This window comes from Streptomyces canus 299MFChir4.1, assembly GCF_000383615.1.
Lineage (GTDB): Bacteria > Actinomycetota > Actinomycetes > Streptomycetales > Streptomycetaceae > Streptomyces > Streptomyces canus_C.
Genome location: NZ_KB911669.1, coordinates 1 through 9,280, shown reverse-complemented (window position 1 = coordinate 9,280; position 9,280 = coordinate 1). Strand labels below are relative to the sequence as shown.

Here is a 9,280-nt window from a genome sequence, read left to right as displayed (position 1 = left end):
TAAGACGTCATCTCATTTGGGTCGGTAGGCTGTCGGTCGTGGTTTCGATCGTTGAGCGGCTGGTGCCGGATGAGTTGTGGGAGCTGTTCCAGCGGGTGGTGCCGGAGGCTCCGTCCCGGCCTCAAGGCGGCGGGCGACGCCGACACGGTGACCGGGAGGTGTTGGCTGCGATCGTCTTCGTGGCCACGTCGGGCTGCACGTGGCAGCAGCTTCCGTCCGCGTCGTTCGGGCCGTCGGGAGCAACGGCCCACCGGCGCTTTGCCGAGTGGACCAAGGCCAGGGTGTGGGCGAAGCTCCACCGCCTGGTCCTCGACGAGCTCGGCGCCCGCGGCGAGCTGGACTGGTCCCGCTGCGCGATCGACTCGGTGAACATGCGAGCCCTGAAAAGGGGGATTTGACAGGTCCGAATCCTGTCGACCGGGGCAAGTATGGATCGAAGATCCACCTGATCACCGAACGGACCGGTCTGCCCCTGTCCGTCGGGATCTCGGGGGCGAACGTGCATGACAGTCAGGCGCTGATCCCGCTGGTGAAGGGCATACCGCCGATCCGCTCCCGGCGCGGGCCCCGGCGGCGGAGACCGGGAAAGCTTCATGCCGACAAGGGATACGACTATGCCCACCTGCGGCGATGGTTACGCGGGCGCGGCATCAAGCACCGCATCGCCCGCAAGGGCATCGAGTCCTCCACGCGGCTTGGCCGCCACCGGTGGGTCATCGAACGCACGATGTCCTGGCTCGCCGGATGCCGCCGACTGCACCGCCGCTACGAACGCAAAGCCGAGCACTTCCTGGCCTTCACCAGCATCGCCTGCACCCTCATCTGCTACCGCCGACTCACCTGTTGAGGTGCCGCTGCAGCAGATCGATCGCCAAGTCATGGCCGTAGTGCTCGGCCAGGTCCATCGGGGTTTGCCCATCAGGATCCGCGAGGTATGGGTCTGCGCCGAAGGCCAGCAGCACCGCCGTGGTGTGCACGGTCAAGGGATGCCCGGTTTGCAAGGCTCCGTCCCCCTCCGCGTCGATCGCGTGCGTCAACAGCGTCATGTTTCCGAAGACCTCATCTGGATCGGCCCCCTTGGCCAGCAGCCGGGCCAAGGTCTCCACATCATCGTGCTCCACCGCATGATGAGCCGGCGTCCAGTAGTCACTCACGACATCATTCAACCGCCCAATTGCCGACTCTCACCAGTGACTTCATGTTCTTTCGATCGCCAAATGAGATGACGTCTAAGGCTGTCCCGTGGCGACTCACGAACCGCTGCCTGAAATCGGGATGTGTCGGTTCGAATGTCGTTTATCACCACGACAGTGAACCTGTCGAGGGTCTGCTGAGAGGACCTTCGACTGTGCTCAGATCACAGCCCCTCGTCGCGTCCACTCAATGTGACGGCTACTGGATTGCCCCCTGTCGGGCCCGCAGAAGCCCGTCAAGGACACTCACCGGTGACGTGGGACTCATCGCTAGCCGGGCGTCGAGCGCCGCTTCCCACTGCTCGGTCAGTCCGAACATGAGGCGCTTGCGCATGCCAGGTGTGACATGCGCGTATCGCGCGGAGACCGAGCCGTCGATGTGGCCCATGCGTTCGTCCATGAGCACCTTCTCGGTTCCCAGGTCCTCCATCATCGTCCGGTGGGTGTGGCGGAGGCCGTGGGGCGTGAGGCCCTTGGCGATCGGGAGCCAGCAGGCGTCGGCCCGGTCGCCGGCGCCGCGGCCTCGGGCCGGAACGCCGGGCCACGGCTCGCCGAGCAGCGGTACGGGGCGGGCCTCCTGCGGCGCCTTCTTGGGGTACCAGCCGGAGACCGCCGGGGTGAACAGCCAGGTCGCGAAGCCGTTTCGGCGCCAGTGAGCGGCGTGCTGCGAGACAGCTCCGCCCCGCACGAACCCCAGGTCCGCGATGGCCTGCTCCACCCTCAGCCGCTTGTCATCAGTGACCCGGTCGGGGTGGTTGAGGACGTTGGACACCGTGCCCGTAGAGACTTCGGCACGGCGCGCGACATCGACTAGCTTCGCGCCCTGGTGGCCGCCGGTGCGAGCCGCGCCCTGACCCCGGAAGACGTACGTCCTGCCGTGGCAGGGGCAGGGCGTGGGCTTCGTGCGGGCGACGTGGTTGGCGACCAGGGCCGACAGCCAGTCCATCGCGTCGAGGGTGCGGTAGCTGTCGTCCTTGGGAGGACAGCGCACCAGCTCACCGGTGTCGAGTTCGTACAGCTGCCACTCGACGCGGATCGAGCCGGGGCGGGCGAACTCCGTCTCCAAGCCGACGATTTCACCCCAGCGCATGCCGGTGTATCCCTTGAGGACGACGGCGACGAACTCGTCGTCGCGGCCGGAGAGCAGGGCGGCCCGCTCGGCCGTCAGCAGGATGCCGAGCGCGTCGGTGACGACCTTCTCCGGTCCGCGATCGCGGGAGCGACCGGCGCGCTTGCCGCGTCCGCGCCGCCTGGCGGCCGGGTTGGACGTGAGCAGGCCCTCGTCGATCGCGTCCTCGAAGATGAGGTGGAGGGTGGAGCGCCAGGTCTTGACGCTGGAGGCCGCATACACGGCTCGCTCCTTCTTCTCCCACAGCTCGACGTCCGTGCGGAGGATGCCCGCGAGCGCCTTGTCCTCGAAATCGGGGAGCAGATGCTCCTCGATGTGGCGCTTGTAGTTCTGCATAGTCGAGGCTGCCAGGTCCTGGGCGGCGTACCAGCGACTCGCGTACTCACCGAAGGTCTCTTGTCCGAGCGCCGGGTCACGCCAGTCGCCTCGCCGGTACTTGTTCTCGGCTTCGCTCGCGGCGCGCTGGGCCTCGCCCTTGGTGGCGAACTTGAGCGGCTTGCCGTCCTCGCCGACGACCGTGAGATGTTTGCCGGGCGCGATTTTGTAGCGGCCGCGCCAGTAGTTTCCACGCTTCTCACCGAAACCCATATGTCCCTCCCCTTCTGCGTCGTCGCGCTAGGCCGCGGTCCCGAACTGGCTCTGGCGGGCTCGGCGTGGTGGCCGGGCGCGCAGGCGTGACGTGGGCACGGCCGACGGTGAAGTGGGCTGGGGAGCAGGTGACTTACGAGCAGGTGCACCGGCCGCCGACTGCTGCGGAAGCGCAGGGCGGGCCTCGTGCATGCGGATGATCTCCGCGAGGTGCTCGCCGGTGAAGCGGTACGCGCGGCCGACGCGGGTGAACGGGATGAGCCGACGGCGTGCGCGGTCCTTGACCCACCAGGCGGAGCAGCCGAGGACGGCTGCGACTTCCTCGGGGACGTACAGGCGCGGCAGGGCGCCCTGAACGTCCGGGGCCGGCACGGAGGCAGAGGGTATTGCGGGTTGGCGCAAGGAGTGAGTCCTCTACAGGTCATGGCGGGCGTGGGCGCGGCAACGCCGTCCCGCCGGTCGATCGTTAGGGATGAGGGTGAGCTGTCCGAACTGGGGGTTTGCGGGCCCAGGACGGAGTGGGCGCCGAGGGCTACGCCTCGTCGGCGGAGTGGGCGTCGTCGTCACCAGGTGAAGGACCGTGCATCTTCAGCATGGTCTTGCCGGCCTCCTCCGCCATGGCGTTGGAGACCATGATGTCGGCTTCCTCGCGGATGTCGGGGTGCTCGGCGAGGTAGGCGTCGAGGGCGTCGCGTGCCTCCGTGAAGGCCATGTTGGCTCTCTGGGTGGCACGGAACGCGTCGACGACCTCGTCGATGAGCTCCATGGCGCGGGCCTTGGCGGCCAGCTGTGGGGGACCGACGAGGTTGCGCAGGTCGATGCCGAACACCTCGGCAAAGCCGATGGCGTCGTCGAGGTTGATGCGGCGCTTGCCGTTTTCGATCCGCCAGACCGCGGACGGGTTCATCTCGAAGCCAGCGTCGTTGAGCCGGTCGGACAGCGCGTTGGTGCTCCAGCCGCGAGCCTCGCGCTCCACCCTGATGCGGGTTGCGACGTTCGCCTCGCCGCTGAGCAGGACGCCCTCGGACGGTTCTTCCTCCGCCACCGCCACCTCCTTCCGTTCGTAGCGGTGCACTGCGATCCGCAGCACAGCCTAAACAGTAGCATCGCTAATGCGAGATGCAAAACACTTCTGCGATCTGCAATTCATGTGGCATAGTGGTGGCATCCACCCCGCCGACCTCAGGAGTCCGCACGACCGCACGTCCCATGAAAGAAGCCCCCGGCGATGCCGGGGGCTCAAGCGCAAACCTCTCAACCGCCATCCCTAGCGATCAACCTGCGGAGTCCGGGATTGCCGTCCCATATGGCCCGCAAGCAGAGGAGCTGATGCCCAGTATGACCGATGCCCAGCCGAATACGCCATCCCTTCCCGACGGCTCCGGCCCGTCGTGGCCTCCGGTTGCCGTGCCCGGTCAGCCGACGGACTCCAGTTCTGCTGCGGCAGAGGAGGGCCGAGACGACGCCACCTCGTCCCTGCCGCTGCCCGAGGGGGCGCAGATCCTGGACGACCTTCGGGCGCAGCTCAAGCGGTACGTGGCGATGCCGAGCGAAGAGGCCGTCACGGCGGTGGCCTTGTGGATCGCAGCGACGCATCTGCAGCGCGCGTGGCAGCACGCGCCGCGCCTGGCGATCGTCGCGCCGGAGAAGCGGTGCGGAAAGTCGCGGTTGCTGGACGTGGTGACCGAGACCGTGCACAACCGCCTGATCACGGTCAATGCCAGTGCAGCGGCGATCTTCCGGTCGATCGACGGGGACGACCCGCCGACCCTGCTGGTCGACGAGGCCGACACCCTCTTCGGCAGCCTCAGGGCCGCGGAGAAGAACGAGGAGGTGCGCGGCCTGATCAACGCCGGGCACCAGCGTGGCCGGCCGACGCTACGTGTGTCCGGGCCCGAGCACCAGGTGCAGGAGTTCCCCACCTTCGCCATGGCCGCACTCGCCGGGATCGGCGACCTGCCCGACACGATCCAGGACCGGGCGGTGGTCATCCGGATGCGGCGCCGCGCGGCGGGCGAGAAGGTGGCTTCCTTCCGCACCGGGCGGGACACCCCCGCCCTGAACGCGATCCGCGACCGCCTCCACGCCTGGCTCCGGCCGCTGTACGCGCAGGCCATGGAGATGGAGCCGCCCATGCCGGTCGAGGACCGCGCGGCGGACACCTGGGAACCGCTGGTCGTCATCGCCGACCTCGCCGGAGGCGACTGGCCCGCGCTCGCCCGCACCGCCTGCCGCACCATGACCGACTACGAGGCCGGCCAGGACGAGGAAGGCGGCCTGCGCACCCGCCTCCTCGTCGGCATCCGCCGCGCCTTCGCCGCCGTCGGTGACCCAGCCGTGCTGAGCACGAAGCACCTGCTGGAGGCTCTCAACGCGGACAAGGAAGCACCGTGGGCGGAGTACGGCGCCAACGGTCTGACCCCGCGCGGCCTGCAGCTGCTCCTGAAGCCCTACGGCATCGGCTCGGCCAACCGCCGCTTCCCCGACGGCACTCAGGCCAAGGGCTTCGCGCGTAACCAATTCCTCGACACCTGGGCGCGCTACTGCCCCGAGCCGAAGACGGCGCACGCGCCCACCTCGGCCGCAGCCGGGCCGCTGCCCGGCACCGCAGCCTGACTCGACGCCACTCGCATCACTCGTCCCCGCGCAGGTCAGCGCGGGGACGAGTGAACAGCCCGCAACGAGTCGTCTCGACATCACCACACCACTCGTACCTGTGCTGACCAGGCACGCGACGAGTGGTACGAGTCCCAGCACCTCGCAGACCACACTGCACCCTGCCCTGCTGCCTGCTCGAAGGTGCCCCACAACTCGCCGGAGGTCCACCCTGTCCCCGCACGAACCCACCGCACCCCAACCCGCCGTGCCCAAGACCGGCGGCATCCGCTTCGGCATCGCCCTGCTCGGCACCATCGGCTTCGTCCTGTCCTACGACGCCCTACGGCAGATGGCCGTCGCCGCCCACATCCGCCCGCTCTTCGCCATCGGCTTCCCCCTCGTCATCGACGGGTTCATCGCCATCGGCATCGGCACTCTGCTCCTGGTGCGCACCGCGTCGACGCCTGCCCGCGTGTACGTGTGGATCCTCGTCATCCTGGCCACCGCGCTGAGCATCTGGGCCAACGCGCTCCATGCCGTACGCCTCAACCAGCAGACCCACAGTGGTCTGCAGCTCGGCGATTGGACCGTGGCCGTACTCTCCGCGCTCCCGCCGCTCGCGCTGGCCGGCGCCGTGCACTTCTACCAGATCATCCAACGTGATCTCGCAATAGCCGCTGAGCAGGAGGACACCTACGCGGCCGGCAGCGCCACCTCGGACATCCCGCAGTCCACGCGACTCAAGGTGGCGGGCACCCCCGCAGACGTGGCGGAAGACGCTGCCGACGTGGCGGATTCCCCCGCCTCTTCCTCCGTGGACGACGAAAAGGAGGCGGACGCCGTCGATCCCGAGCTGCTCGCCCTCGCCCGCCGTGCGCCTCTTGGGCGCGGAGGCAAAGCCTCACGTCGCCACATCGAGGACGCGGTCCGCAGCACCGGTCGCACGATCGGCAAGGACGAGGCGGAGCGCATCAAGGACGCGCTCCAGGCCGAACTCGACGAGGCCGCCGTCAAGGACTCGAGCGAGCTTGCGCAGTCGGCCATCGCCTCCTGACACACCAGCTGCTGCCGCCCGCGTCTCGCTCCACTCGTCCCCGCACAGATCAGCGCGGGGACGAGTGCCCCTTCCCGGAGGAGTCGACCCGACATCGCCACCCGCACCCGCCAACAGCCCACGGAGCAGGCCCCCATGCACGCACCCCACCACCAAATGCCCACTCCACAGCAGGAGATGACTACGACCACAGCAGCCACCACCGCGTCAGCAAGGTATCCCGCTGGACCGTCCACAGGCCGGCCCCACGGGGAAGCCTCCGCCCCAGGGGTGGCGGAGGCACTCAGGCACCAGGGGGCGCCCGAGGAGGAACAGCCCGTCGCCGACGTCTCCACCACCGCTGCTGTTCCGCTGCCGCGCGCCGCCGAAGCAGCCGCCCTGCAGCGCGTCGCCCGCCGTCGCAAGCGTGACCCGAACGGCCAGCGCAAGAAGCGGGTCGATGCCCGCTACAGCGTCGAGGAGAAGGCCGCCATCCTCGCCAAGGCCAGGTCGCTGAACGTCAGCGGCGCCCACTACGTCGCCGTCGTCACCCTCGCCCACGTCCACGGCGACCTCACCGTGCCCGGCCAGCGCACCCAGCTCGACGACTACATCGACGAACTCAACGCCCTGCGCCAGCAGGTCGCCGCCATCGGCCACAACATCAACCAGATCGCCAAGAAGCTCAACTCCGGCGGCGATCCACACCCTGGGGACAGCGAACTACTGGCCCACACCGACCAGACCCTGCACGCCGTCGCGGAGGCTGTGCGCCACATCGCGGCAGCCGCGAACCAGGCCGTCAGCCACAAGGCGGCCCGATGATCGCGAAGATCACCGGCGGCCAGGACACCGCCAACTTGATCCGCTACCTGTACGACACCAGGAAGAAGGGCCACACCGACCCTCACCTGGTCGCTTCCTGGGATGGCTTCGCTCCCGACCCCGGCCGCGCGGACGACTTCGACGCCACGAAGAGGCGCCTGGTCGCCGACCTCGACCTGCACGTCAAGCAGGCCGATCGGCTCGGCCGCGCACCCGAGAAACACGTGTGGCACTGCTCGATCCGCGCCGCCGAGACCGACCACCACCTCAGCGACGAGGAGTGGGCCGACATCGCCCGCCGCGTCGTCGCCGCCACCGGCATCGCCCCAGACGGCGATCCGGACGGCTGCCGCTGGGTCGCCGTACGGCACGCGCCCGACCACATCCACATCGCCGCCACCAAAGTCCGCGCCGATCTGCGCACCGCACGCCACTGGAACGACTACCTCACCGCGGACCGCGAACTCGCCGCGATCGAGAAGGAGTACGGCCTGCGCCAGGTCGTCCGTGGAGACCGCACGGCCGCCAAGCGACCCACCCGTGCCGAACAGGAGAAGGCCAAGCGCGCCGGCCAGGCCCGCACCGCCCGCGAACGACTGCGCACCACGGTCCGCACCGCGATGGCCGCCGCCACCAGCACAGAGGAGTTCATCAGCCTGCTCCAGCGCACCGACGGCATCCTCGTCGACGTCAAGCACTTCCCGTCCGGTGACGTGCGCGGCTACACCGTCGCCCTCGAGGGCGACACCAACGGCGCGAAGGAGCCGGTCTGGTACTCCGGCTCCGCACTCTCCCCGGACCTGTCCTTCCCCAAGATCCGAAAGCGCCTCGACGCCGCCGACCAGCAGCAAGGCCCGCGTAAGGCCGACCCGTGGCACCAGGCCACCGCCGCCGTGGAACGCATCCCCCACCGCCTCGGGCACGGCGACGACGCAGCCGCCCAGGCCCACCTGGCAGCCTTCGGCGAAGCCCTCGACGTCCTCCCCCTTCTCGCGCCCCAGACCGTCCGGTCACAACTCCTCCAGGCAGCAGAGGCGTTCGAGCGCGCCACCCGATCCCGCGTCCAAGCCGAGCACCACCACGCCCGCGCCCTACGTGGCGCCGTACGAGCCATGGTCCGCGAACCCGCCCCCAAGGACGGCGCCACCCTGGCGATGTTCCTCGACGCCGCGATCCTCGTCGTCATCGCCGCCGCCCGCTGGCACCAGCTCCGCCACCACGACCAGCAAGTCGCCGCCGCCCGCCAGACCTTGATTCATCTCCAGGCCGCCTACGAGCAGGAAGCCGCTGCGCCATTGGCTGCCCTCGCCCAGCGCCGACCGCCTCAACAGACCGTGGCCCGGCACATCCGCCACCTCCACCAGGCCGTACCCGAGCACGCCGAGCAGCTCACCGAAGACCCCGCCTTCGGCGCCCTCACCGCTGTCCTAGCCGAAGCCGAGACCGCAGGTCACAACCCTGAGCGGCTCCTCCAGCAGGCCGCCGCCCAACGCACTCTGGACGACGCCCGATCTCCCGCCAGGACCCTGACCTGGCGTATCGAGCGCCTCAGCGCACGGCCGGCACCTAGTGCCGCATCAAGCAACGTTCGCCCCGTGGTGATGTGTCGCCCGGTTGCTGCGCTGGGCAACATTGGACGGCGAGAATGCTCGCGTGGCTGAACGAGTACGGATTCGGGAGATCGATGATGACGAGGGCAGGAGGTTGCTGCGGATCATCCGCAGAGGCACCGGTTCCGTGGTGACCTGGCGGCGGGCCCAGATGGTGCTGTTATCGGCGCAGGGCATGCCCGTGGCGAAGATCGCCGAGGTGACGTTCACCAGTCCGGACCGGATCCGGGACGTGATCCACAACTTCAACACCGACGGCTTCGACTCGCTCTACCCGAAGTACAAAGGCGGCCGGCCCAAGACC

Annotated in this window: 10 protein-coding genes; 6 read left to right on the top strand and 4 right to left on the bottom strand. The window is 68.9% G+C overall.

The window, feature by feature from the left end:
• Positions 1-47 precede the first annotated feature (47 nt).
• Positions 48-847 (top strand): IS5 family transposase gene (locus H293_RS0148235; RefSeq protein WP_259294743.1). Its coding sequence is split into 2 segments (ribosomal slippage): positions 48-383 and positions 386-847, totalling 798 coding nucleotides; the frame shifts between segments, so codons are not numbered across the junction.
• Here H293_RS0148235 and H293_RS0148230 read toward each other — a convergent pair.
• The 4 genes from H293_RS0148230 to H293_RS0148220 form a co-directional block, all read right to left on the bottom strand.
• Positions 837-1,154, bottom strand: a complete 318-nt coding sequence (locus H293_RS0148230; protein WP_020124785.1) for an ankyrin repeat domain-containing protein — start codon at positions 1,152-1,154, stop codon at positions 837-839. The two genes, H293_RS0148235 and H293_RS0148230, sit on opposite strands and share 11 nt — an antisense overlap.
• A 238-nt stretch (positions 1,155-1,392) precedes the next feature.
• The gene (locus H293_RS0148225) at positions 1,393-2,910 is read right to left on the bottom strand and encodes a LacI family DNA-binding transcriptional regulator (protein ID WP_020124917.1); all 1,518 of its coding nucleotides are present in this window, start codon (positions 2,908-2,910) and stop codon (positions 1,393-1,395) included.
• A 27-nt stretch (positions 2,911-2,937) separates the two neighbouring features.
• A complete protein-coding gene (locus H293_RS56875) occupies positions 2,938-3,282 on the bottom strand; it encodes a helix-turn-helix domain-containing protein (RefSeq protein ID WP_033416858.1) in 345 nt (114 codons plus the stop codon).
• A 160-nt stretch (positions 3,283-3,442) separates the two neighbouring features.
• On the bottom strand, positions 3,443-4,000 hold the full coding sequence (locus H293_RS0148220; protein WP_020124916.1) for a helix-turn-helix domain-containing protein: 558 nt from the start codon (positions 3,998-4,000) through the stop codon (positions 3,443-3,445).
• 248 nt (positions 4,001-4,248) lie between these two features.
• Here H293_RS0148220 and H293_RS0148215 point away from each other — a divergent pair, with 248 nt between their 5' ends.
• The 5 genes from H293_RS0148215 to H293_RS0148195 all read left to right on the top strand — a co-directional run.
• On the top strand, positions 4,249-5,526 hold the full coding sequence (locus tag H293_RS0148215; RefSeq protein WP_028808865.1) for a DUF3631 domain-containing protein: 1,278 nt from the start codon (positions 4,249-4,251) through the stop codon (positions 5,524-5,526).
• A gap of 247 nt (positions 5,527-5,773) precedes the next feature.
• The gene (locus tag H293_RS0148210) at positions 5,774-6,562 is read left to right on the top strand and encodes a DUF2637 domain-containing protein (protein WP_020124914.1); all 789 of its coding nucleotides are present in this window, start codon (positions 5,774-5,776) and stop codon (positions 6,560-6,562) included.
• 270 nt (positions 6,563-6,832) lie between these two features.
• Entirely contained in the window at positions 6,833-7,366 is a 534-nt protein-coding gene (gene mobC / locus H293_RS0148205; RefSeq protein WP_020124913.1) for a plasmid mobilization relaxosome protein MobC, read from the top strand.
• On the top strand, positions 7,363-9,027 hold the full coding sequence (locus tag H293_RS0148200) for a relaxase/mobilization nuclease domain-containing protein (protein ID WP_020124912.1): 1,665 nt from the start codon (positions 7,363-7,365) through the stop codon (positions 9,025-9,027). Before mobC ends, H293_RS0148200 begins: the two co-directional genes overlap by 4 nt.
• The coding region (locus H293_RS0148195; protein WP_028808864.1) for a helix-turn-helix domain-containing protein at positions 9,020-9,280 on the top strand (261 nt) is incomplete at its 3' end. The genes H293_RS0148200 and H293_RS0148195, both read left to right, overlap by 8 nt.

Bases quoted from the DNA above. Each gene is read 5' to 3' on its own strand.
- H293_RS0148215 (WP_028808865.1), top strand. From the start codon at position 4,249: ATGACCGATGCCCAGCCGAATACGCCATCCCTTCCCGACGGCTCCGGC.
- H293_RS0148225 (WP_020124917.1), bottom strand. From the start codon at position 2,910: ATGGGTTTCGGTGAGAAGCGTGGAAACTACTGGCGCGGCCGCTACAAA.
- H293_RS0148200 (WP_020124912.1), top strand. From the start codon at position 7,363: ATGATCGCGAAGATCACCGGCGGCCAGGACACCGCCAACTTGATCCGC.